Consider the following 23,359-nt stretch of genomic DNA (forward strand, 5'->3'; position numbering starts at 1 on the left):
CGGAACGGGCGCCGTGCCCGGAGGGGAGGAACTCCCGCCCCGGACACGACGCCCGCTCTCACGCGACCGATCCGAATCCGGTCAGCTGACCGAGCCCAACCCGATCAGCCGTCCGAGCCGAACCCGCTCACGCGGATCCGATCACTCGGCGACGTAGTACATGCGCTTGTTGACGAACTCGTCCATGCCGTAGGGGCCGAGCTCGCGGCCGAAGCCCGAGCGCTTGGTGCCGCCGAACGGGATCTCCGCGCCCTCACCGGCAGGGGTGTTGACGTTCGACATGCCGACATCGAGGCGCTGGGCGATCTTCGCAGCGCGCTCCTCGTCCTTCGAGAACACGGCGCCGCCGAGTCCGAAGTCCGTATCGTTGGCGAGCTCGAGGGCGTCGTCGTCGTTGGTGACCTTGTAGACGGTCGCGACGGGTCCGAAGAGCTCCTCACGGTAGGCGTCCATCTGGTCGGTCACGTTCGTGAGCACGGCCGGGGAGATGTAGGCCGAACCGTCATCGGCGAGCTCACCGCCGACGAGGGTCGCACCCTGCTCGACGGCGCGGTCGAGCTGCTTGCGCAGGTTCTCCGCGGCGGCGCGCGAGGACAGCGGCGAGTATCCGCCCTCGACCGGATCGGACGGGTTCGACTTCTGCGAGCTCTGCGCACGCTCGGTCAGTCCTGCGACGAAGTCGTCGTAGATGTCGTCCATGACGATCATGCGCTTGTTCGCGTTGCAGACCTGGCCGGTGTTGTACAGGCGCGTGCCCCACGCGGTGTCGACGGCCTCGTCGAGGTTGTCCGTGTCGAGGATGATGTACGGGTCGGATCCGCCGAGCTCGAGGACGGCCTTCTTGAGGTACTTGCCGGCGAGCGCGCCGACGATCGAGCCCGCACGCTCGGACCCGGTCAGGGACACACCCTGCGTGCGCCGATCGGCGATGATCGTCTCGACCTGGTCGTGCGAGGCGTAGACGTTCGTGTAGACGCCCTTGGGCACACCCGCATCGTCCATGATCTGCTGGATCGCGGCCGCCGACCGCGGGCAGATCTCAGCGTGCTTGAGGATGATCGTGTTGCCGAGCACGAGGTTCGGGGCCGCGAAGCGCGCGACCTGGTAGTACGGGAAGTTCCACGGCATGATGCCCAGCAGCACGCCGACCGGACGACGCTGGATGTACGCCTTGCCGCCGGAGAAGGACTTGATCTCCTCGTCCTTGGAGAACTCGGGTCCGTTGTCGGCGTAGTAGTTGAAGATCGCCTCGCTGAACTCGGCTTCCTCGATGCCTTCGGGGACGGGCTTGCCCATCTCCTCGGCGATGATCTTCGCGAGCTCTTCCTTGCGCTCGCCGAAGAGGTCGGCGACCTTGTTGACGATCGCCGCGCGCTCTTCGATGGTCTTCTCACGCCACTTGAGGTAAGCAGCCTGTGCCTCGTCGATGACCTGGCCGATCTGCTCGTCGGTCGCGGTGTCGAACCGTTCGACGATCTCGCCCGTGGCCGGATTCTCGACCCGGTAGCCGGTCGCGGCGCTGACTGAACTGCTCATTCCAGACTCCTTTGACTCGTGGCACCCTGGGTGGTTCCAGGGAAGCGAATGCCTACTGCGACGCCGTCGGAATCGACGGATCGCGTATGCCTGTCCCTCACGCTATCAACACGTGACCTGAGCAACAAGTGGCGGAACCTGGGGGTATCATCAGCGCTCCGAGCACTCTGACGACCCCGCCGAGGTGGTGCGGATTCCGTCACGCAAACGACGGAATCCGCAAGCGGGCACTACGGATGTCACGGTTTCGGCAGGACTCGCCGAGGCGGCCTCACCACCTCGGCGGACCCGATCCTCACCGTCCGAGCAGGTCGAGGGCGTGCGAGGTGATCGAGACGGCGTCGATGCCGTGGATCTCGTAGGCCTCGGCCACCGAGGAGGCCTGCCCGAAGTCGCTGACGCCGAGGTTGCGCGTGCGGTCCCCGCGGATGCCGGCGAGGAACGACAGCGTGTGCGGGTGGCCGTCGAGGACGGTCACCAGCGGGGTCGGGTGGGCTGCGGGGAAGAGCTCCTCGGCGATCGCCGACCGCGGGCTCGGGCTCACCTTCGTCCGCTCCTGCACCGCCCGGAAGATCTTCGACGGCGAGGTCAGGCACACGACCCCGGCGCGCACGCCGAGGCCGGTCAGGCGCCCTGCCGCCTCGAGAACCTCGGTCATCATCGCGCCGACGCCGACGAGCGTGACCTCGTCCGCGTCAGCTGGGTGCGAGCTGAGCCGGTAGCCGCCGGCGACGACCTGGCGGCGCCGGCGCTCGCGCAGCAGCGCATCCTCGGGCACCGCAGCGAGCTCCTGTGCCACGGGCCGCGTCGTCAGCCGGAAGTACGCGGAGTCGCCGTCGGGGTCGGCGAGCTCGGACAGCGCCTCGAGCAGCGTCCATTCGAGGTCCTGTGCGAAGGCCGGCTCCCAGCTGGTCAGCCGCGGGATCTCGAGGGTGACCGAGGGCGTGTTGAACGACTGGTGCGCCCCGCCTTCGGGGGCGAGCGTCACTCCCGAGGGCGTGCCGACCATGATCGAGCGCCCGCCCGCGTAGAGGCCGAAGGTCCACGGTTCGAGCGCCCGGTTGATGAAGGGGTCGTAGATCGTCGCGATCGGCAGCAGCGGCTGCCCCCACCGGGATCCCGTCGCCCCGAGTTCGCAGGCGAGCGAGACGAGGTTGACCTCGGCGATGCCCATCTCGATGTGCTGGCCGCCTGCGCCCTCGTGCCATTTGAGGACCCGTTCGCGGTCGTCGGAGAACCAGTCCTCGCGTCCGGCCGGGGACCACACGCCGGTCTTGTTGATCCAGCCGCCGAGGTTCGTCGACGTCGCGACGTCGGGTGAGACCGTGACGACTCGGCGGGCGACCTCCGGGGCGACGTGCTTGAGGTCGGAGAGGAACCGGCCGAGGGCCGCCTGCGTCGAGACCACGGACTTCGGGGTGAAGCCGAGCTCGGCCGGCACCTCGGCGACGGCATGGGTGGTCAACGGCTCCCGCCGGAGCCGGTCCGCGGTCTCCGCGCACAGTCGACCGGCCGGGGTGTCCGGGTCGAAGGCGACCCACGGGTTCTCCAGCTCCATACCCGAGGCGGCCGCGAGGTCGCGCATCTGCGCCTCGGTGAGCTGGGCGGCGTGGTTGCCCGGGTGGCCTTCCGTGGCCAGCCCTCGGCCCTTGATCGTGTAGGCGAAGACGACGGTGGGCCGGGTGTCGTCGATCTGGTCGAAGGTGTCGACGAGCTGCCCGAGGTCGTGACCGCCGAGGTCGCGGATGAGGGAGGCGAGCGCATCGGGGTCGAACCGGTCGATGACGGTGCGCAGGGAGGCGGCGTCGACCTCGGCGAGGCCGGAGAGCAGTCGGTCGTGGACCTCGGTGGGGTGGGCGCGCAGGAGCCGCTGGTATTCGGGATTGGGCATGGACACGAGTCGGTCCTTGAGCGCCTGACCGCCCTCACCTGCGAAGACGGCCTCGAGCCTGCGTCCCCACGGGCAGGTCAGGACCTGCCAGCCGGCGGCGGAGAACATGCCCTGGAGGCGTTGGATCTGGACGTCGGGGATGACGCGGTCGAGGGACTGGCGGTTGAGGTCGACGATCCAGGTGACCTCTCCGAGGGCGCGGACCTCGGGGTCGATGATCGCCTCCCACACCGCGCCTTCGTCCATCTCCGCGTCGCCGAGGAGGGAGTAGAAGCGGCCGGCGGACGGGGTGTCGGGGAAGCGGTCGGAGACGTAGCGGTGGGACAGGGCGGCCCAGATGGGGGCGGTCGCGCCGATGCCGACGGATCCCGTCGAGAAGTCGACGGTGTCGGGGTCCTTCGTCCGCGACGGGTAGGGCTGGAGGCCGCCGCGGGAGCGCAGGGTGTCGAGGTAGGAGACGTCGAGGTCGCCGAGGAGGTAGTTGATCGCGTGGAGGACCGGGGAGGCGTGCGGTTTGACCGAGACCCGGTCGGTCGAGCGCAGGGTCGTGAACCAGAGCGCGGTCATGATGCCGGCCATCGACGCCGAGGAGGCCTGATGGCCGCCGACCTTGACCCCGTCGGTGTTCGCCCGACCCCGGTTGGCGCGGTCGATGATCGAGGTCGCGAGCCAGAGCACGCGCTGGGCGATCTCGTCGAGGATCTCGTCTTCGCCCGACGCCGAGGCGGTCAGCGGCCGGTCATTCGTTCCGGGCGGGCTCACCTGCATCGACGTTTCGAACTGGTGGAGTTCGTCGTCGGTGTGCTGGCTGTGTGCGGTCATGTGGGGCTCCCGTCGGTGAAGATCGATGAGTAGGCGTTGAGGGCGAGCTGCCCGCCGAGGTGGGCGTAGAGGACCGTCGAATCCGGCGCGATCGCCCCCGTGGAGACGAGATCGATGAGTCCGGCCATCGACTTGCCTTCATAGACGGGGTCGACGATGACGCCTTCGAGTTCGGCGGTCGTGCGGATGGCGGAGATGGTCGATGCGTCGGGGATGCCGTAGGCCGGGCCCTCCCAGCCGGAGCGGATGTCGACCTCGTGCGGGCTGATCTCCCGGCCGAGACCGATGAGCTCGGCGGTGCTCTTCGCGATCCGGGTGACCTGATCGCGGGTCTTCTCCACCGTCGCCGAGGCGTCGATGCCGATGATCCGACGCGGGCGACCCCCGGCGTCTTCGAGGGCGGCGAAGCCCGCGATCATGCCGGCATGCGTCGACCCGGTGACGGTGCAGACGACGATCGTGTCGAAGAAGACCCCGAGCTCGGTCTCCTGTTGGGCGACCTCGTACGCCCAGTTGGCGAACCCCAGTCCGCCGAGCGGGTGTTCGGAGGCGCCCGCCGGGATCGGGTAGGGGCGACCGCCGGCGGCCTCCACCTCGGCGATCGCCTCGGTCCAGCTGTCGCGGATGCCGATGTCGAAGCCGGAGTCGTCGAGGCGGACGTCGGCGCCCATGATGCGGGAGAGTTCGATGTTGCCCAGCGTCTCGGCCGCGGGGTCGTCCCAATCGACCCAGCGCTCCTGGACGAGGCGGCAGCCCAGTCCGAGGTGGGCGGCGACGGCGGCGACCTGGCGGGTGTGGTTGGACTGGTAGCCGCCGATCGAGACGAGCGTGTCCGCGCCGGAGGCGAGGATGTCGGGGACGATGTACTCGAGTTTGCGGGTCTTGTTCCCGCCGAACGCGAGGCCGGAGTTGACGTCCTCCCGTTTCGCCCAGACCCTGGCCCCGCCGAGGTGGTCGCTCAGTCGGCGCAGCTCGTGAACGGGGCTCGGGCCGAAGGTCAGGGGGCAGCGCTCGAAGTCGGTGATGGCCATGGCGTCCTCGTCTCTGGGGCGGTGCTGGAGCGGAGGTGGATGGGTCTCCTCGTTGAGACCCACCTCACGATATGCAATATATTGCATTCTGGTGCTCGCTACAATGGGGACCGACCGGCCATCCCACATTCCAGGATTCACGGGGGCTGGTCGCCGAGCCGTCACCGCACAGACAGGGAGAGCAGCCGTGCCGATACCTCAGGCGTCACCGATCCCGCACCGGACGCTGCTCCGCGACGACGTCTACCGGTCGATCCGTGATGCGATCATCCGCGGTCAGCTGGCGCCGGGAGAGCAGCTGCGCGATCAGGAGCTCGGGGCGTGGCTGCGGGTCTCCCGGACCCCCGTGCGCGAGGCCCTCCAGCGCCTCGCCCAGGCCGGCCTCGTCGTCGCCGAGCCGGGGAAAATGACCCGCGTCGCACCTGAGAACCCCGCCGCGATCATCAATGCCCGCCAGATCGCGGCCGAACTCCACGCCCTGGGGATGAGGCTGGCCCTCCCCCACCTCGATGCCGATGACCTGAACGAGATGGAGGAGGCGAACGAGCGGCTGCAGGCGGCGCTCGTGGCATCCGACAGCGAAGCGGCCATCACCGCCGACGACGACTTCCACGCAGTGGCACTCACCCGCAGCGGCAATCCGCTCATTCTTGACCACCTCGAGGTCGTCACCGCGACCCTGCGCCGCGCCGAATACCTGCACTTCGATTCGGAGAAGGGTTCGGCCTCCCCCGAACAGCACGTCGAGATCCTCGCCGCGATCCGTGCCGGCGACCACGACCGCGCCGTCGACCTGACCAGGGAGAACTGGTCCGTCCTCGAGGGGTGAGGGCAGGGGCAGCCCCCATCCGACGCCCGCATACCGACAAGGCGAGAGGTGTTGACGCTGAAAGGTCGATCGATATACTCGGCAGTAACACCCCGTAGTAACTTACGTCACATTTGAGGCGCTGACACAGATGTCGGCGTCGGGAAGAGGATCGATGAAGTTCCCCAAGTTCCGCTCGCTCACCTCGTCGTATGCCGGTCGGATCGCCCTCGTCGCGATTCCCGCCGGCATCGTCTCCGCCGGTCTGATGGGCGGTGTCGCGCAGGGCGCGGTGCCGGTCTCGTTCTCGGTCTCGGGAAGTCAGTTCCAGATCAGCGCCTCGCAGCTCGAGGGCACCGGGTTCTCCCAGTACGGCGGTGTCGCCGAGGACTCCGAGAAGGGCAAGCACACTGTCGCGATCGCCAACATCAAGAGCGCCGAGCTCAATGATCTCTGCCAGTCGGCGGTGACGAACACCCCGCTCGGCAAGGTCGGCGTGCTCATCACCGCCGGCGGCGACGGCGAACCGGCCACGGCCAGCGACCTGCAGATCGGGATGACCGGGCTCAAGGGCGACGCCGAGTTCACGAACATCCGCATCGGCGTCGATGCCTCCGACGTCAACACGAAGGCCAAGGGCACGGCGGGTGACTTCGCGCAGGACTCCGACACGATCTCGATCAAGGGTCTCGAGCAGACGGCGTGGAGCACCCAGGCCTCGGTCTTCACCCTCAAGGGCATGAAGCTCGAGCTCACCGACGGCTCGAAGACGTGCTTCTGATGGTGAGTGCACAGACACGACGCAGCCGCCACGGAGCCGAGCGAAACGCGCGCACTGAGCGAGCCGAGCAAAAAGGGCGCACCGCCCGCTTCCGGCTGTGGCGTCGGCAACGGCCGTTCATCGGCGGGCTGCTCGTCGTCCTCGGCGGGATCGAGCTCTTCTTCTCCGGTCAGCTCGACACGGGGAGGATCCAGGTCCAGTTCGGCATCGAAGGACTGCAGGCGACGGTCATCCCGATCGCCCTCGTCCTCCTCGGCGTGCTCGCGATCGCAATGCCCGTCCATCATGTGTTCTACGGGATCCTCGCGCTCATCATCGCCGTCTATTCGCTCATCGGGGTCAACCTCGGCGGGTTCGTCCTCGGCATGCTGCTCGCGAGCGTCGGCGCCGTGCTCGTCGTCGCGTGGATGGGACCGCGCGAGTCCCGGTCCGAACGACGGCGCAGGCGAACATCGGCAGAGTCGGCAGCCAAGGCCGGGCCGGCAGTCAGGGCTGAATCGGCAGCAGAGACGGTGTCGTCGAACGACGCGGAGACTGCATGAGGGCCCGCGCGGCGGCGCTCCTCGCGGCTCTCGCGCTCTCGGGTCCGATGGCGCTGGGCGCATCGACGGCAGTCGCCGCCGAGGACACCGAGGCGACGGGGGGATCACCCTGCACTCCGCAGGCCCAGTGCCAACGGCTCTCGGCGTCCGGTCCCGGTCTCGGCAGACCGACCACCGATCCGACCACGGGTCCAGCGTCACCGGGCACCGAGTCACCGGGCATCGGCACACCCTCGGAGTCACCGACGGACCCACCAGAAGCCACCGACCCGCCAGGCACCACCAACCCACCATCACCCACCGAGTCCCCGACCGCTCCGGTCGAGGCCAAGCAGGATGACGACGCCCCGGTCTTCGCGAAGACCCCGGCCGCGATGGGTTCGAAGGCACTGTCGTTCACCGGTCTGAGCGGGGTCTCCATCGTCGATGTGCCCACTGCCGACGGCGGGTCGATCCGTACGCTGAAGATCACCGCGGAGTCGATCACGATCTCCGGGTTCTCGCTCACCGTGCGCCCGCCGGGTGAGCCGGGGCTCGTGACGAAGGCCGATGAGATGACGCTCAAGGGCCACGTCAGCGTCTACCTGGGGTCGATCACGGCCACGACGAAGGGCGGCAAGTCCCTGACGCTGGGCACCGACACCCCGCCGCCGCTCGACGACGTCGAACCGGGACTGGTGCGGGTGACGATGGGTCTCGTCGGCTCGATGGCCGATTCGATCACCTACAGCAACACCGACCAGAAGATCGTCGCACCCTAGCCGGCCGCACGGCAGTCAGCCGGGACGCTCGCCCTGGCAGAGCCGCATCGCCCTCACCCCGCGATGCGGCTCTCCCGTGTGCGCAGATAGTCGACGAAGCTGTCGGCGAGCACTCGCCCCACACGCACGAGCTCGGTATCGGCCTCGCGCAGCTCCTCGGCGATCGATTCCCGCGTCTTCCCCTCCGGCAGAGTGAGCGACGCCGAGCCCAACCACCGTCGGATCTGCGCGGCATCCGTCTCCGGGTGGAACTGCGTGCCCCACGCGAACTCCCCGACTCGGAATCCCTGCACGGGCGCGTCCGACCCGGTGACGAGCAGCTCCGCGCCCTCGGGCAGCGCCATCTCCTCCTGATGGAAGAGCACCGCGGGAATCGTCGTCCCCGACAGGGCTGCGAAGACCGGATCCGCATCCCCCGCCGAGGTGGTGGCCAGATCGTAGATCCCGATCTGCGGGCGCTCCCGCCGAGTGATCGGCGCATCGGCAGCCGCGGCGAGCAGCTCCCCGCCGAGGCAGATGTTGAAGCTCGGGAACTCACCACCGGCCGAACGCGCCAGCAGGTCCCTCACCTGCGGAAACCACGGGTTCGCGGCGTCCTCGAGGGGACCGGCGGCACCGCCGAGGACGAGGAGGGCAGCGTACTCGCCGAGCAACCCGGACTCAGCCACCGGGATCGCCTCGCCGAGGTACGGACGGACGACGACCACCTCGGCGCCGGCCTCCTCGAGCCACTGCCCGAAGCGTTCGGGACCTGTGCCCCGCTCATGTTCGACCACGAGGATCTTCATCCCGCCATTCTCCTCACTCGACCTCTGCGCCGGTACCCACTCGTTTGGGCCGCAGCGCGGATTGTGGGCCGTGCACCACCCACAATCCGCGCTGCGGCCCAAACGAGGGCCCCGACACTGTCATTCCGCGGTGACGTACGCCGAGGTGATGCCGCCGTCGACGGTGAATGCCGAGGCGTTGACGAACGTCGAGTCGTCGCTGGCGAGGAAGGCCACGGCTGCGGCGATCTCCTCCGGCTCGCCGAAGCGACCGCCGGGTACGTGGACGAGGCGGCGCTGCGCCTGGACGGGGTCGGCGGCGAAGAGGTCACGCAGCAACGGCGTGTTCACCGGTCCCGGGCACAGGGCGTTGACGCGGATGCCCTCCTTCGCGAACTGCACCCCGAGCTCGCGGCTCATCGAGAGCACCCCGCCCTTCGAGGCCGAGTACGAGATCTGCGAGGTCGCGGCCCCCATGAGCGCGACGAACGAGGCCGTGTTGATGATCGAACCCGACCCCTGGGCGACCATGTGCGTGAGCGCGTACTTGCAGCAGAGGAACACCGAGGTGAGGTTGACCGTCTGCACCTTCTGCCAGGCCGCGAGGTCGGTGGTGAGGATCGAATTGTCGTCGGTGGGGTTGATGCCGGCGTTGTTGAAGGCGACGTCGACGCGCCCGAAGTGCTCGACGGTGGTCGCGAAGAGGTTCTTCACGTCCTCCTCCTCGGCGACGTTCGTGCGCACGAACAGTCCGCCGAGCTCCTCGGCGATCTCCTGCCCGCGGACCTCGTCGAGGTCGGCGATGACGACCTTCGCCCCCTCCTCGACGAGCCGCCGCGCGCTGGCCAGGCCGAGTCCGGAGGCGCCCCCGGTGATGACGCAGACCTTGTCCTTGAGTCGAGTTGCCGCAGTGGTCATGGTTCTCCTTGAGTTCCGATGTGGTGCAGTGTCAGTGGTGGTGCAGAGTCAGTGGTGATGAAGTGTCAGTGCTGGTGGGCCGGCCCCGCCGAGGCCGGAGACAGTCCGCCGAGGCCGGGCGCCGTCCGCAGGGGCTGGTCTCAGTCCGCCGGCCGGGTCGCGAAGAAGACGTTCTTCGTCTCGGTGAAGCTCGCGACCGCGTCGGGTCCGAGCTCCCGGCCGAGGCCCGACTGCTTGAACCCGCCGAAGGGCGTCCAGTACCGGACCGAGGCGTGCGAGTTGACCGAGAGGTTGCCGGCCTCGACACCGCGGGAGACCCGCATCGCCCGGTCGAGGCTGTTCGTCCAGATCGAACCGGAGAGCCCGTACTCGGTGTCGTTGGCGATCCGCAGGGCATCGGCCTCGGTGTCGAAGGGCACGACCGAGAGCACGGGCCCGAAGATCTCCTCGGTGAAGTCAGCGGTCGACGTCGAGGCCGGGGTGAGCACGGTCGGCGGGAACCAGAAGCCGGGCCCCTCCGGCGCCGAACCCGTGAATGCGACCTCGCCGGCATCGACGTAGGCGGCGACCTTGTCCCGGTGGGCGGCGGTGACGAGCGGGCCCATCGCCGTGTCCGGCAGGGTCGGATCCGCGGCCGCGAAGTCCCCGACAGCGGTCTCGAGGGCCGCCATGAAATCGTCGTAGACGCCGCGCTGGACGAGCAGACGGGAACGCGAACAGCAGTCCTGACCCGAGTTGTCGAAGACCCCGCCGGGGGCTGCGGCCGCGGCCGCGGCGATGTCGGCGTCGTCGAAGACGATGTTCGAGTTCTTGCCCCCGAGTTCGAGGGTGAGGTTCTTCACCTGCGCCGCACACCCGGCCATGATCCGCTTGCCCACCTCGGTCGAGCCGGTGAAGACGACCTTCCGCACCGCCGGGTGGGTGACGAAGCGCTCTCCGACGACCGAGCCCTTGCCGGGGATGACCGTGAGCACACCCTCGGGGATGCCGGCCTCACGGGCGAGTTCGCCGATCCGGATCGCCGTGAGCGGGGTGATCTCCGCGGGCTTGAGGACGACGGTGTTGCCGGCGGCGAGCGCGGGCGCGAACCCCCATGAGGCGATCGGCATCGGGAAGTTCCACGGCACGATGACCCCGACGACCCCGAGCGGTTCGGCGAACGTGATGTTCACGCCCCCGTCGACGGGGATCTGCCGGCCGAAGAGGCGTTCGGGCATCGCCGCGAAGTACTCGATGACGTCGCGGACGTTGCCCGCCTCCCACGTCGCGTTCGAGATCGTGTGCCCGGCGTTGGCGACCTCGAGGGCAGCGAGTTCGTCGATCGCGTCGTCGACGGCGTCCGCGAAGCGCCGCAGCAGCCTGGCCCGGTCGCCGGGGGCGACGTGCCGCCAGGTCTCATAGGCCTCTGCGGCCCGCGCGATCGCCCGGTCGGTGGCCGCGAGATCCGCGAGCTCCACCTCGGCGATCGAGACCTCCGTGGCCGGGTTGACGACGGTGTACGTGCTCAATTCGGTGCTCTCCTTCACGTTGTGATCTCCTCGCCGAGGCGCTGCCCCGTCCCCGCGAGACGGTCCCCCGCCGCCGCGACGAGGGCGGCGACGACGCGCGCATCGTCGGGGTTGTGCTCGGGATGCCACTGCACCGCCAGCAGCCATCCATTCTCCCCCGCAGCGCCGGCCGGGGAGGAATCCTGTTCGATCGCTTCGATGAGTCCGTCGGCGCTGCGCGCGGTGACGGTGAGTCCCTCGCCGAGGCGGTCGACCGCCTGATGGTGATAGCAGGGTGCCGTGGTCGCCTCCCCGAGGACCTCGCGGGCGAGGCTGCCGGGCTCGGTGGTCACCTCGACCTCGCCGTAGACGCCGGGGCTCGGCTGGTAGTCGGTGTGGCCGACGACCTCGGGCAGGTGCTGGATGAGGCTGCCGCCGGCGGCGACGTTGATGACCTGGAGGCCGCGGCAGATCCCGAGCACCGGCAGTCCGCGCTCCCGGGCACCTGCGAGCAGCATGAACTCCGAGGCGTCCCGGTAGGGCTGGGATCCGGTGCGCTCGTGCGCGATCTCACCGTACGCCTCGGCGGCGATATCGGCTCCTCCGGCGATGAGGAGCCCGTCGATCCGGTCGAGGACCGCCGGCGTCTGCCCGTGCGGGGGCAGGAGGACGGGGATCGCCCCGCAGCCTGCGACCATGCGGACGTAGTCGGCGGGGATGAGGGCCGCCTCGGCGTCCCAGACACCCCACTGGGCCTGCTGCAGGTACGAGGTGATCCCGATGACGGGAGTGGGGTCAGAGTCGTTCGAAGCCACGGATCCTCTCCCAGTCGGTCACGGTCGCATTGTAGGCGTCGAGTTCGATGTCAGCGGCGTGGACGTAGTGGCGTACGACGTCCTCACCGAACGCCTCCTTGGCGATCGCCGAGCCCTCGAGCAGGTCGCGGGCCCCGGTGAGCGTCGTCGGCAGACGCTTCGCCCCGGTCGTGTACGCATTGCCTTCGGTGATGGGAGGCAGCTCGAGCTCGTTCTCGATCCCGTGGAGGCCCGCGGCGATGAGGGCGGCCGCGGCGAGGTACGGGTTGAGGTCGGCACCGCCCACCCGGCATTCGACGCGCAGGGAGGGGCCGTTTCCGACGACGCGGAACGCGCACGTGCGGTTGTCGAAGCCCCAGGCCACGGCGGTGGGGGCGAAGGAGCCCTCGACGAAGCGCTTGTAGGAGTTGATGTTCGGGGCGAAGAAGTACGTGAAGTCCTCGATGCAGGCGAGCTGGCCGGCGATGAAGTGCTCCATGAGCGGGGAGAAGCCGTGCTCGCCGTCACCGGCCATGACCATGTCGCCGTCGGCGGACCGGAAGCTCAGATGGATGTGACACGACGATCCCTCCTTCTGGTCGTACTTGGCCATGAAGGTGATCGACTTGCCGTGCTGGGCGGCGATCTCCTTCGCGCCGTTCTTGTACACCGCGTGGTCGTCGCAGGCCTTGAGCGCCTGCTGGTAGCGGAAGGTGATCTCATGCTGGCCGAAGTTGCATTCGCCCTTCGCGCCCTCGACGTAGAGTCCGGCCCCGGCCATCGAGTTGCGGATGTCGCGCAGCAGGGGTTCGACGCGGGCGGTGCCGAGGAGGGAGTAGTCGACGTTGTACTGGTTCGCCGGGGTCATCCCCTGGTACCGGGAGTCGAAGGCCTCCTCGTAGCTCGTGTCGAAGGTGATGAACTCGAGTTCGGTGCCGACGTGGGCGCTCATCCCCGCCTCGGCGAGGCGGTCGAGCTGCCTCTTGAGAATCTGTCGTGGGGAGGCGGTGACCGAGTCCCCGTTCGTCCACGTGAGGTCGCAGTTGACCATGGCCGTGCCCGGCTGCCACGGGATGAGGCGCAGGGTCGCGAGGTCGGGCTCCATGACCATGTCGCCGTACCCGGTCTCCCACGAGGACATCTCGTAGCCGTCGACGGTGTTCATGTCGACGTCGACGGCGAGCAGGTAGTTGCACGCCTCGGAGCCGTGTCCGGCGACGTCATCGAGGAAGAACTGCGCGCCCAGCCGTTTGCCCTGCAGCCGGCCCTGCGCGTCGGTGACGGCGACGACGACGGTGTCGATCGTGCCCTCCTCGGTCAGCCGCCGGAGTTCGTCGAGGGTGAGCGGCTTCGCCTGCATCGACCCGCGGGTCGTCCGCTGCGGTGCGGCCGTGCCGGTGGTGAGATCTGCCATGGGTGGTACCTCTGTTCTCGTCAGGTTGAGTGCGTCGGTGTGAGTCAGTGTGGGTCGGTGTGAGTCTGTGCGAGTCGGCGGGTGGGCTGGCCTGCCGGGCTATTTGAGTTCGCTCTCGGCGGCCTCGATCTGGGCGAACTCCTCTTCGGGGGCGCTCGCGACGAGGTGGTGGCGGGAGTAGAACCAGAAGTAGGCGAGTGCGATGAGGAAGACGCCGGCGGCGATCGCGGCGGCGAGGATGTCGACGAAGAACGTCGCGACGACCGCCACCGAGGCGAGGACGAGGGCGATGCCCGTGGTCACCACACCGCCGGGGGTGCGGTAGCCGCGCGGGAGGTCGGGCTCCTTGAAGCGCAGGCGGATGTGGGAGAGGTTGAGCAGGACGTAGGAGACGGTGGCGCCGAAGACCGCGACGTTGAGCAGGACTCCGCCGTTGCCGCCGGAGAGGACGGCGATGAGGAAGCCGATCGTGCCGGGGACGATGAGCGCGAGCACGGGGGTCTTGCGCTTGCCGGTCAGCGACAGCCACTTCGGCAGGTAGCCGGCGCGGGAGAGCGCGAAGAGCTGGCGGGAGTAGGCGAAGATGATCGAGAAGAAGCTCGCGATGAGCCCGGCCAGGCCCGCCCAGTTGACGAAGGTCGCCAGCCACGAGTTGTCACCGTAGACGTATCGCAGCGCCTCGGGCAGCGGGTTGTCGGATTCGCCCATGGCCGCGGCGCCGGCGATGCCGGGCACGAGGAGGAGCATGAGGGCGCCGAAGACGACGAGGATGGCCATGGCCGTGATGATGCCGCGCGGCATGTCCCGCTTCGGGTCGGCCGATTCTTCGGCGGCCAGGGGGACGCCCTCGATTGCGAGGAAGAACCAGATGCCGAAGACGAGGGAGGCGAGCAGGCCGCTGATGCCCATGGGCAGGAAGGCGCTCGACCCCAGGGCGGCTGTCGGTTCGATGTCGAAGAGGTTGCTCGCGTCGAAGTGGCCGACGGCGGCGACGACGAAGACGATGAGGGCGATGACGGCGATCGCGGTGATGACGAACATCAGGCGCAGCGCCTCGCCGACGCCCCACAGGTGGATGCCGACGAAGATCGCATACGCGGCGAGGTAGATCGTCCACGTCGGCACCGATTCGGGGAGGATGCCGAGCGCTTGGACGTAGCCGGCGATGAATGTCGAGATCGCCGCCGGAGCCATCGTGTATTCGATGAGGATCGCCATGCCGGTGGCGAAGCCGCCGAGCGGACCGAGCGCGCGCCGGGCGAAGCCGTATCCGGCGCCGGCCGTCGGCAGGGTCGAGGAGAGTTCGGCCAGACCGAAGACCATGCACACGTACATGAGCCCCATGAGGAGGAAGGCGATGAGCAGGCCGCCCCAGCCGCCTTCCGCGAGGCCGAGGTTCCACCCGGAGAAGTCCCCGGAGATGACGTAGGCGACGCCGAGGCCGGCGAGCAGGATCCACCCGGCCGCGCCCTTCTTCAGCTGCCGCTTCTCGAGATAGTGCTCGTCGACGTTGCCGTACTCGATGTTCTTGCTCATATCCGCCCCATCACGTTCAATGGATCACAATCAGACCATTGGCTGAGGTCGAATGTAGTATGACCCAGATCACGGTGTCAAGGGTTCGCCGAGGTTAGTGTGGGGAGGTGGACGTGGATCGGAACGACGATGACGGCAGCCGTGAGAGCGGCCGTGAGGACACAGGTTCCGGCGCCGAGGCGGCGGGTCGTCCGCCTCGCCTGCGCGGGGGCAATGTCTTCGAGCACACGATCGCCGAGCTGCTGCGGGCGATCCGGCTGGGCAAGTACCTCGTCGGGGACAAGCTGCCTCCCGAACGCGAGCTCGCCGCGCAGATCAACGTCTCCCGGGCGACTCTGCGGCAGGCGCTGAGCGAACTGCAGATCGCCGGCGTCGTAAGCGTCCGGCGCGGCCGGTACGGGGGCACCGTCGTCACAGCGCTGCCGAGCGCGGACACGGATGCGGGCATCGACCTCGGCGAACTCGATGATGCGGTGCGGTTCCGGCTCATCCTCGAGACCGCGGCGGCCAGGATCGTCGCCGGCAGGGATCTCAGCGAGGCCGAACGGGAGACGCTCGTCGCCGCGGAGCAGCGGTGCTGGATGCCCTTGGGGTCCTCGGCCGAGGACATCGAGCAGTTCCGCGCCCTCGATGCGCGGTTCCATCTCACGATCGCCGAGCTCACGGGGATCCCGTCGCTCACGCAGGCGGCGGCGACGACGCGCGACCGGATCAACGCGCTGCTCGATCGGATCCCGTTCATCCACACCAATGTCGAGCATTCGTGTGCGCAGCACGCCCGCCTCGTCGAAGCGATCCTCGATCACGACGCCGAGGCGGCGGCGACCCTGGCCGCCCAGCACGCCGAGGGCACCGAGCAGCTGCTGCGCGGTTTCCTCGAGGGGAAGTAGGCCCGACCCATCCATCTGGCAGACCATTCCATCCGACAGTGCGGCCGGTGGGCCGACGGCACCGATGATGCCGATCAGTCCGGGTGGCCTGTCGAACTCCAGCAGCCGGTCGAACTTCAGCAGCCGGTCATCGGCCAGCTGCTCATCGGCTGAGCCCGGCCGCCTCGGGTGCGCTCTGCCGAGCGGCGCTCGCGGCGAGAACCCGCTTGCGCAGGAGCAGGAAGAAGAGGACGAGTCCGACGGTGAGGCTGATGTGGCCGAGGCCGGCGATGCCGGAGATCATCGCGTTCGACTCCTGCCCGAGCACGGTGAGGCTGCCGTGCCAGACCATCGTCGCCGAGGTGATGATGACGCCGGCGTTGTACGTGGCGAAGAACCAGGTGAACATCCGGGTCCCAGAGAGGTCGAAGGCCTTGTCGAGGGCGAGGACGATGAGGAGGACGATGAAGCCGAGGGTGAGCAGGTGGGTGTGGACGAGCCCGAGCTGCGTGAAGTCGCCGGACGGGAAGTCGTTGGCCTTCGTGAACTCGCGGTAGAAGAGTCCCGAGAGGACTCCGGCGATCATGTAGGCGAATGCTGCGGTGAAGATCTTCGTCATGCTTCCACCTCATCAGGCGCACGCGAGTCGCGTCATGACCACAAGGATGGAAATCGGTCTCCAACTTCCGATTGATGTTTCGTTTCACAGGGCTCCCAGGCCCGAAACGGCGCGGATCGGGCTGTCTGCGGCGTTAGCCTGAGCCCATGAGTCTCTTCACCCGCATCGACCGCATCGCCGGGGGCCGCAGGGCCGATGTCGTCGTCGCCCGCGAGGGTCTGGACGACCCGAAGACGACGACGGCGTTCCGCTGGATCCTCTGGCTGCTCGTCCTCGAACTCGTCATCGGTCTCGGTGCCGTGGGCATTGCCGTCGCCTTCGCCGAGGCGGGGGACGCGGTCCCGTTCGCCGTGTGGATGCGCACGGTGATAGTCCTCGGCATGACGATCACCCTGTTCTACTTCTTCTGGCGGGCGACGAAGGGCCTCTACTGGGGCTACCAGCGGCTGCGCCTGTTCACGAAGATTTTCCCGATCATCACCCTGGTCATGGCCGCGATCCCCGGCCTCTACCCGGGCTGGATGATCACCGAGCAGATCGTCTTCAGCCTCATTATGATCGGCATCGGCGACTTCCTCACCGGCGATCACCTGCGTGAGGTCTTCCGCCTCCCCCGCTGAGGCCGTCCCCGCTGACGGTCGGCGCGATCACCCCGCGACGAGCCGGCGCGCCTCCGCCTGGTGGGCGGCGATGAGCGCCTCCTTGTCCAGCGCCTGCCCGTCGGCGCCGATCGCGTTGCCGTCGATGACGCGCCAGTCACCGGCGATCATCACCCGGTCGGCGCGTTCCGCACCGCAGAGGACGAGGGCGGGGATCGGGTCGTGGGAGCCGGAGAACGCGAGGCCGTCGAGGCGGAAGAGCGCGAGGTCGGCCTGCGCGCCGACGGCGATGCGACCGATGTCGGTGCGCCCGAGCGCTGCTGCCGAGCCGCGGGTCGCCCAGTCGAGCACGCGGTCGCACGTGACCGCCTCGGCGCCGTAGCGCAGGCGTTGGATGTAGAGGGCCTGACGGACTTCGCGGATGAGGTTCGAGGCGTCGTTCGAGGCCGAGCCGTCGACGCCGAGGCCGACGGCGACCCCGGCGTCCTCGAGTTCGACGGCGCGGGCGATGCCCGAGGCCAGGCGCATGTTCGACGTCGGGCAGTGGGCGACGGAGACCCCGGCCGCGCCGAGGCGGACGATCTCCTCATCGTCGAAGTGCACGCCGTGGGCGAGCCACGTCCGGTCGCTGAGCCAGCCGACCGAGTCGAGGTAGTCGACGGTGCGCAGGCCGAAGCGCTCGCGGCAGAAGTCCTCTTCGTCGAGCGTTTCGGCGAGGTGGGTGTGGAGGCGGACGTCGAGCTCGTTCGCGAGTGCCGCGGATTCGCGCATGAGGTCGGTGGTCACGGAGAACGGCGAGCACGGGGCGAGGCCGATCTGGATCTGCGCGCCGGCGCCGCGTTCGTGGTAGGTCTCGACGAGGCGGCGGGAGTCGGCGAGGATCACCTCGGCGTCCTGGACGGTCTGCTGCGGCGGGAGGCCGCCGTCCTTCTCTCCCAGCGACATCGAGCCGCGGGTGAGCATCGCGCGCATGCCCAGCCGGCGGGCGACGTCGACCTGGATGTCGATGGCATCGTCCATGCCGGTCGGGAAGAGGTAGTGGTGGTCGGCGGCGGTCGTGCACCCGGATTCGAGGAGTTCGGCCATCGCGACGGTCGTGGCGAGGTCGAGGGCCTTCGGTGTCAGGCGCGCCCAGACGGGGTAGAGGTTCTGCAGCCAGCCGAAGAGCGGGAGGTCCGCGACGGGCGCCCAGGCGCGGGTGAGGGTCTGGTAGAAGTGGTGGTGGGTGTTGATGAGGCCCGGGGTGATGACGTGCTCGCTCGCGTCGACGACCTCGTCGATCCCGCCGGCACCGAAGCCCTCGGGTTCGCCGCCTGAGGGGACGAGCTCGACGATGGTGCCGGTGGAGGTATCGACGACGATGCCGCCGGCGGCGTCGGGTTCGGTTCCGCCGCCGCTCGGTTCGATGCCGTTGCCGGTTCGGTCGGTTCCGCCGCCGAGGTGGACGGCCAGGGGATTGCGCAGCCAGATTCTGGACATCTCAGTCGCCTCTCGATGAGTGCTGCGGGAGAGCGCTCGCCCGCCCGGGGTGCGGCGACGACGCTGGGGCCGTGGCCGCCAGCTCAGGTTTCACGGCGTCTGCTGCTCCGCCGGAGGTTGTGAGTCCACATCCCGCGCGGCCGATTTCGACGGCCGATTTGTGCGTGGGACTCACACCGACAAGACTGCACTCTAGCATGTGTCCCGGATCACGAATCCAGGTTGCCAACACCGAAACCTTCGCCTAGCATTCTGCGATAAGGAAAAATACTTTCGCATCTTGGAAGTGATAGTCGCCAGAGGGACCCCCTCACCGGAAGTACGATCCGATCCTCAGAGGCACAGGCCGGGCTCATGATCTGAGCTCATCCGACCCGGGGTGCACTGCCGCATCCGCGCCTCCAGCGACCGGCCAGCAGGTTCGCGCCCAGAGCACACCGCTTCGGGTCGCGGCCAGGAATTCAACGGAGAAGAAGATGTCGGTGTCCAAGCAGTCTCAGCGCAAGCCGCGGCGTCCCGAGGACGAGCGGCTGCCTGTCGGCACGTCGTTCGCGTACGGCCTGCAGCACGTCCTCACGATGTACGGCGGGATCATCGCCGTTCCCCTCATCATCGGCAAGGCCGCGGGTCTCGATGACGGGGGCATCAGCGTCCTCATCGCCTCGTGTCTGTTCATGGGCGGGCTCGCAACGATCCTCCAGTCGTGGGGTGTGCCGTTCTTCGGGTCGCAGCTGCCGCTGGTCCAGGGCGTCTCGTTCGCCGGCGTCGCCACGATGACGGCGATCCTCGCCGGTGGGGACGGGCTGCCGGAGGTGTTCGGGGCGGTCATCGTCGCCTCGGCCATCGGGCTCATCGTCGCTCCCGGGTTCGCACTCATCGTCAAGTTCTTCCCACCGGTGGTCACGGGCACGGTGATCACGACGATCGGGCTCTCGCTCATGCCGGTGGCTGCGGGGTGGGCGATGGGCGGCAACGCCGAGGCGCCCGACTACGGCAGCATGCGCAACATCCTCATCGCGGTCGGCACCTTGGCCATCGTGCTGCTGCTCAGTCGGATCCCGGTGGCGATGATCTCGCGGCTGTCGATCCTCCTCGCCATCGTCATCGGCACCGTGGTGTGCCTGATCTTCGGGTGGGCGGACTTCTCGCGGGTCCTCGATCGGGGCATCTTCGCGTTCCCGGAGCCGTTCGCGTTCGGCATGCCGACGTTCTCGGCGGCGGCGATCATCTCGATGTTCATCGTCATCATCGTCACCTTCGCCGAGACCACTGCCGACATCATCGCCGTCGGTGAGATCGTGCGGACGAAGGTCGATTCGAAGCGCATCGCCAACGGTCTGCGCGCCGACATGCTCTCCTCCGCCGTGTCTCCGGTGTTCAACTCGTTCACTCAGTCGGCGTTCGCGCAGAACGTCGGGCTCGTCGCGATCACGGGGGTGAAGTCGCGCTTCGTCGTCACGGCCGGTGGCGCGATCCTCGTCGTGCTCGGTCTGCTGCCGGTCATGGGCGGGGTCGTCGCTGCGATTCCCTCCCCGGTCCTCGGCGGTGCGGGCATCGTGCTCTTCGGCACGGTCGCCGCCTCCGGCATCCGCACTCTGTCGAAGGTCGAGTACGAGGGCAACCTCAACATGATCATCGTCGCGGTGTCGCTGGCGTTCGGCATCATCCCGGTCGTCGCACCGGAGTTCTACAACGCGTTCCCGTCGTGGGTCGGCATCATCCTCCACTCGGGCATCTCCTCGGCGACGATCATGGCAGTCCTGCTCAACCTCGTCTTCAACCACATCGGCGTGAAGACGAAGGACCGGTCGGATCGTTCGGTGTTCGTCGCCGGTACGGGGAGGGTCATACGCAGGGAGGATCTCCAGCGGCTGCTCGACCATGAGGCGATCCTCGCCGAGGGCGACACGATCAAGGACGGCAAGGTCGTCGATTGCAACGGCGAGGAGGTCCCGGTCGTCACCGAGGATCAGCACGAGAAGCTCGCCGAGGCGGTCCGCAGCGGCGAGGTCAAGACCCGTGACGATGTCCGCCGGGTCATCGAGGAGACGGAGACGCCCGACCGCTGAGAGACCAGGACACGAGCACCGAGATCCGGGTCGGTGAGCCTGTCGAAGGTGGCGAGCGGTGCAGAGGAGGACGGCTCAGTCAGACTGACTGGGCCGTCCTCCTCTGAGTGGTCCTAAGGGGTCATGCGGTCATGCGGTTATCTGACCCTGCAGTCGAGAGTCGTGGGAGTGAGTGACCAACCGGGCTTGGTCGAATAACTGAGGAATTGCTCTGTCAGAACGGCGGAGGTTCGCCGCTGTCCCAGACCCAGCGCCGTACCCTCGAGTTCTGAGAGCTCGAGTCCCGGATGCCTGTGTCCTCACCCTCACGGCACTGGAGCAGCCACGGCGAGGTTTCCGGCGCGCTCACCCACCCGGAACTGCCGACGCTTCCCTCGGGGCCCGGGCACTCCTCGGCGAATCTGATCTCGCCCGGTTCGGGTGCAGGGGTGACTGCATCGCTAAACAAGCCGCCGTCGCCCTCCGACCCGCCGTCGCCCTCCGACCCGCTGTCTCCATCCGAACCAATGCCCGCGCCAACGCCAGCGACCCGGGCCCTTCCGCCGTTCCCGTTCATCCTCTGGGCCGCGTCGCCCATCAGCCGGGCGTTCTCGATGTTGACAGGGTTGTCCCCTGCGGCCACCGACGCACTGATTCCGTGCGGGAATCGGTACTCCAGTTCGCCGCAGTCGTTCATAGTCACCGAGAACCTGCCATCGGTCTTCGCCTGATGGTCCTTCTTGCACAACGGGTGGAGGTTTCCGAACACCGTCAGTCCGCCCGCGGACGGGTCGTCGTGGTTGTAGGGGATGATGTGGTCGACTTCAGCGGATTCCGCACGCCGTCGACAGCCGGGCATCGTGCATCTCTGCCATTTCGTCACAAGCGTCTGCCGCACCGATTGAGGTATGTAGTAGCTCTTGGCCTTCGCGTCGATCGGTGTCCCGGTTGCCGGGTCGGTGAGGATTCGTGTCCATGTCGAGCACTGGCCTGCGATCGCTCTCGCCGTCTCCGCCGGAATGGGTGACCCATCAGGGAATGTGCCGGGCAGGTCTGACTGCCCGAGCAGGCTCATGCACGGCACGGTGGTGATCATCTTCGCCTGCACGCTCACCCAATACGGTCCGGTCGGCATCGACAGCAGCACTTTGACGCGGCTTCGACCATGTTCGTCGCGATCGACGACCGAACTGGAGTCCAGCTCGAAGTCGGTGGCGATACCGTCGGCGGCGGCAGCGACTTCACTGCTGCTGGCGCCTGTGCCGCTTTCGATGACTGCATCCGAGCCCACACCGTCGAGTGCAGCGCATTCGGTGCCGCCGGCCGCAGCGGTGCTGTTACCGGATGGGGCGCTCGTGGCGGTGTCGACCGCCTCGGCGATGGTCCCATTGATGTCGTCGACACTGCGGACGTGCTCGAGGTCGAGCGGAATCTGCCGGGTCGTCGTCGACCCCGTGTCGGTGTCCGCAACGAGGACCTCGAGGCGCACCTGGGGTCGGGTGCAGGTGGCGATGTCGAACATCAGCGCGTCGATCGCCCGATCGTCGTCGATGACGGAGCCTTCAGGCAGCTGATCCGCGAAGCAAGCGGTGTTGCCGTTGCGGATGGCCTTCGCGAACGCTTCGATCCGCAGATAGTAGGCCTGCAGGTCTGCCGAGGGTCCGACGAGGGAGACGCTCGCAGTCCCGTCGGGGTACGTCGTGATCGATACCCGCCGTTTCTCGTGCGCCGTCTTCGTGCGATCGGGTTCGGGCTGGATCGCATTGATCCGCGTGCCCAGGGATTTCGCGAACGTCTCCGGGGTGATGTCGGCACGCCTCCCGGCGAGGTAGTCGTCGATGTTCGGCAGCAGCGCGAAGCGCACGTCCTGGCACAGCCGCGTCGCGACGTTGACGTGTTCGATGGTGAACTCGCCGTCGAGGCAGCGCTGATAGAACTGCGGCAGCCCGTGGACGAGGATCATCGACGCCGTGACGTGGCTGTAGGTGCGCGTGGTCGTCGCGCCGAGAACGGCGGCGAATTCGGCGAGGTCCTCGGTGTGGGAGTACATGTGCACCCAGTTGTAGAACGTCGAGTCCGGCCGGAACCGCGGGAATCCCGGAAGATGCTCGGTTACCGGGGAAACTGCGCCGACTCCTGCTGCAGCGACTGCTGCGTCGCCGGTGGAGCCAACAGCTGATTCGCCGGCAGGGCCATCGGTGATGCCGTCCCCGTTCGAGGACTCCTCCTCGTCGGTACGGCCGTCGGTGTTCGAGGACTCCTCCTCGTCGGTCACACCGTCTGCAGACGCATCACGCTTCGAGGGGTCTACGGACGCGCCGCTCTCGGGTGGGTCGTAGCGGTGGGCGGTGTCGATGAACGACGCATGCGCATAGGGCTCATCGGGCCGGGGATTGAGGAGGCGGAGGTGCTCGACGACTTCGTCGAGGAACAGCCCGGCAGTGGTCCTCATCGCATCGAAATGCGCGCGGTCACGGGCGGCATAGACCGAGACGACATCGGCGAACGGGGAATCGGGGTCGACATCGAAGCGCGGGATCCGCGATCGATCCGGGCAACCATCATCGGCAGCACTGCAACCAGCCCCGTCAAGGTTCGAGAGGTCCGTCATCGCTGGTCACCTGCCTTTCCACTTCGGTGTGGATCTGTGATCCCAG

Annotated in this window: 19 protein-coding genes; 7 read left to right on the top strand and 12 right to left on the bottom strand. The window is 68.1% G+C overall.

Going from position 1 to position 23,359, the window contains the following annotated elements; all coding sequences use genetic code 11:
- Window positions 1–141: 141 nt before the first annotated feature.
- From AAHA49_RS13755 to AAHA49_RS13765, 3 genes are all read right to left on the bottom strand, one after another.
- Window positions 142–1,536, bottom strand: a complete 1,395-nt coding sequence (locus AAHA49_RS13755; RefSeq protein ID WP_339391140.1) for an NAD-dependent succinate-semialdehyde dehydrogenase — start codon at window positions 1,534–1,536, stop codon at window positions 142–144.
- A gap of 295 nt (window positions 1,537–1,831) precedes the next feature.
- Window positions 1,832–4,249, bottom strand: a complete 2,418-nt coding sequence (locus tag AAHA49_RS13760; RefSeq protein WP_342038679.1) for a transketolase-like TK C-terminal-containing protein — start codon at window positions 4,247–4,249, stop codon at window positions 1,832–1,834.
- Window positions 4,246–5,280: a 1-aminocyclopropane-1-carboxylate deaminase gene (locus AAHA49_RS13765; RefSeq protein ID WP_339391138.1), complete on the bottom strand. Its 1,035-nt coding sequence runs from the start codon at window positions 5,278–5,280 to the stop codon at window positions 4,246–4,248. The genes AAHA49_RS13760 and AAHA49_RS13765 overlap by 4 nt, the downstream gene beginning before the upstream one ends.
- 187 nt (window positions 5,281–5,467) lie before the next feature.
- Between AAHA49_RS13765 and AAHA49_RS13770 the strand changes: the two genes are divergently transcribed.
- From AAHA49_RS13770 to AAHA49_RS13785, 4 genes are all read left to right on the top strand, one after another.
- On the top strand, window positions 5,468–6,109 hold the full coding sequence (locus AAHA49_RS13770; RefSeq protein WP_339391137.1) for a GntR family transcriptional regulator: 642 nt from the start codon (window positions 5,468–5,470) through the stop codon (window positions 6,107–6,109).
- Between the two features lie 154 nt (window positions 6,110–6,263).
- Window positions 6,264–6,869: a DUF6230 family protein gene (locus AAHA49_RS13775; protein WP_342038680.1), complete on the top strand. Its 606-nt coding sequence runs from the start codon at window positions 6,264–6,266 to the stop codon at window positions 6,867–6,869.
- Complete coding sequence (locus tag AAHA49_RS13780) at window positions 6,869–7,411, top strand: DUF6114 domain-containing protein (protein WP_342038681.1); 543 nt, start codon at window positions 6,869–6,871, stop codon at window positions 7,409–7,411. The genes AAHA49_RS13775 and AAHA49_RS13780 overlap by 1 nt, the downstream gene beginning before the upstream one ends.
- Window positions 7,408–8,172: a hypothetical protein gene (locus AAHA49_RS13785; RefSeq protein ID WP_342038682.1), complete on the top strand. Its 765-nt coding sequence runs from the start codon at window positions 7,408–7,410 to the stop codon at window positions 8,170–8,172. The genes AAHA49_RS13780 and AAHA49_RS13785 overlap by 4 nt, the downstream gene beginning before the upstream one ends.
- A gap of 53 nt (window positions 8,173–8,225) precedes the next feature.
- On the opposite strand, the gene AAHA49_RS13790 is transcribed toward AAHA49_RS13785, so the two are convergent.
- From AAHA49_RS13790 to eat, 6 genes are all read right to left on the bottom strand, one after another.
- Complete coding sequence (locus AAHA49_RS13790; RefSeq protein ID WP_342038683.1) at window positions 8,226–8,960, bottom strand: type 1 glutamine amidotransferase; 735 nt, start codon at window positions 8,958–8,960, stop codon at window positions 8,226–8,228.
- 120 nt (window positions 8,961–9,080) lie between these two features.
- A complete protein-coding gene (locus AAHA49_RS13795) occupies window positions 9,081–9,857 on the bottom strand; it encodes a 3-oxoacyl-ACP reductase (protein WP_342038684.1) in 777 nt (258 codons plus the stop codon).
- A gap of 140 nt (window positions 9,858–9,997) precedes the next feature.
- Complete coding sequence (locus AAHA49_RS13800) at window positions 9,998–11,365, bottom strand: aldehyde dehydrogenase family protein (protein ID WP_342038743.1); 1,368 nt, start codon at window positions 11,363–11,365, stop codon at window positions 9,998–10,000.
- 14 nt (window positions 11,366–11,379) lie between these two features.
- Window positions 11,380–12,159, bottom strand: coding sequence for a gamma-glutamyl-gamma-aminobutyrate hydrolase family protein (locus AAHA49_RS13805; RefSeq protein ID WP_342038685.1), 780 nt, complete (start codon window positions 12,157–12,159; stop codon window positions 11,380–11,382).
- Window positions 12,140–13,498, bottom strand: coding sequence for a glutamine synthetase family protein (locus tag AAHA49_RS13810; protein WP_342038744.1), 1,359 nt, complete (start codon window positions 13,496–13,498; stop codon window positions 12,140–12,142). The genes AAHA49_RS13805 and AAHA49_RS13810 overlap by 20 nt, the downstream gene beginning before the upstream one ends.
- 153 nt (window positions 13,499–13,651) lie before the next feature.
- The gene (eat, locus tag AAHA49_RS13815) at window positions 13,652–15,088 is read right to left on the bottom strand and encodes an ethanolamine permease (protein WP_339391130.1); all 1,437 of its coding nucleotides are present in this window, start codon (window positions 15,086–15,088) and stop codon (window positions 13,652–13,654) included.
- A gap of 113 nt (window positions 15,089–15,201) precedes the next feature.
- On the opposite strand from eat, the gene AAHA49_RS13820 reads away from it, so the two are divergent.
- The gene (locus AAHA49_RS13820) at window positions 15,202–15,978 is read left to right on the top strand and encodes a FadR/GntR family transcriptional regulator (RefSeq protein WP_342038686.1); all 777 of its coding nucleotides are present in this window, start codon (window positions 15,202–15,204) and stop codon (window positions 15,976–15,978) included.
- A gap of 142 nt (window positions 15,979–16,120) precedes the next feature.
- On the opposite strand, the gene AAHA49_RS13825 is transcribed toward AAHA49_RS13820, so the two are convergent.
- Window positions 16,121–16,576 carry a DUF2871 domain-containing protein gene (locus tag AAHA49_RS13825; RefSeq protein ID WP_342038687.1) on the bottom strand — a complete coding sequence of 152 codons (456 nt, stop codon included), beginning with the start codon at window positions 16,574–16,576 and terminating at the stop codon, window positions 16,121–16,123.
- Window positions 16,577–16,722: 146 nt separating this feature from the next.
- Between AAHA49_RS13825 and AAHA49_RS13830 the strand changes: the two genes are divergently transcribed.
- Window positions 16,723–17,196, top strand: a complete 474-nt coding sequence (locus AAHA49_RS13830; protein ID WP_342038688.1) for a hypothetical protein — start codon at window positions 16,723–16,725, stop codon at window positions 17,194–17,196.
- A gap of 27 nt (window positions 17,197–17,223) precedes the next feature.
- Here the strand turns inward: AAHA49_RS13830 and AAHA49_RS13835 are convergent, their stop codons facing one another.
- The gene (locus tag AAHA49_RS13835; protein ID WP_342038689.1) at window positions 17,224–18,654 is read right to left on the bottom strand and encodes an 8-oxoguanine deaminase; all 1,431 of its coding nucleotides are present in this window, start codon (window positions 18,652–18,654) and stop codon (window positions 17,224–17,226) included.
- 476 nt (window positions 18,655–19,130) lie between these two features.
- Between AAHA49_RS13835 and AAHA49_RS13840 the strand changes: the two genes are divergently transcribed.
- Complete coding sequence (locus AAHA49_RS13840; protein ID WP_342038690.1) at window positions 19,131–20,723, top strand: nucleobase:cation symporter-2 family protein; 1,593 nt, start codon at window positions 19,131–19,133, stop codon at window positions 20,721–20,723.
- 214 nt (window positions 20,724–20,937) lie between these two features.
- Here the strand turns inward: AAHA49_RS13840 and AAHA49_RS13845 are convergent, their stop codons facing one another.
- Window positions 20,938–23,313, bottom strand: a complete 2,376-nt coding sequence (locus AAHA49_RS13845; RefSeq protein WP_339391125.1) for an HNH endonuclease signature motif containing protein — start codon at window positions 23,311–23,313, stop codon at window positions 20,938–20,940.
- Window positions 23,314–23,359 lie beyond the last annotated feature (46 nt).

Source organism: Brevibacterium ammoniilyticum (genome assembly GCF_038429965.1).
Taxonomy (GTDB): domain Bacteria; phylum Actinomycetota; class Actinomycetes; order Actinomycetales; family Brevibacteriaceae; genus Brevibacterium; species Brevibacterium ammoniilyticum.